Here is a 497-nt window from a genome sequence, read left to right as displayed (position 1 = left end):
GTTCTATGACCACTTGGCCAAGCGTGCTGATCCATCGCGGATGTCATGCCGTGCGCAGCGTGATATTGAACTCAAGCCCGAGATCGAACGTGTGTTTGAGGAAAACCTTAGCGTCTACGGCGTGCGGAAGATCTGGCACCAAATGCGGCGCGAGGGCTTTGATATAGCCCGCTGCACGGTCGCCAGGCTGATGAAAGACATTGGAATTGAAGGCGTCATTCGCGGTAAGAACCCCAAAACAACGATCCAGGATAAGGCACAACCCTGCCCGCTGGATCGCGTGAACCGCCAGTTCTACGCGCCTGCGCCGAACGTTCTGTGGGTCAGCGACTTCACATATGTCGCAACATGGCAGGGGTTTGTCTATGTGGCCTTCGTCATTGATGTGTTTGCGCGACGGATCGTCGGCTGGCGGGCAAGTCGCACGGCAAACGCAGGCTTCGTCTTGGATGCTTTGGAACAGGCCATCCATCAACGCAGGCCAGCGCAGGACCAAC

At 56.9% G+C, this 497-nt stretch carries 1 protein-coding gene; it reads left to right on the top strand.

Features of this window, described 5'->3' with window-relative positions; translation table 11 throughout:
- Positions 1–497, top strand: a 497-nt coding sequence (locus BV911_RS18935) for an IS3 family transposase (protein ID WP_139840175.1), incomplete at both ends; no start/stop codon positions are given.

Origin of the sequence: Pseudoruegeria sp. SK021 (assembly GCF_002119405.1) — a bacterium.
Lineage (GTDB): Bacteria > Pseudomonadota > Alphaproteobacteria > Rhodobacterales > Rhodobacteraceae > Meridianimarinicoccus.
The sequence above is the reverse complement of the archived record's forward strand: the minus strand, read 5'-3'. Positions and strand labels throughout refer to the sequence as shown.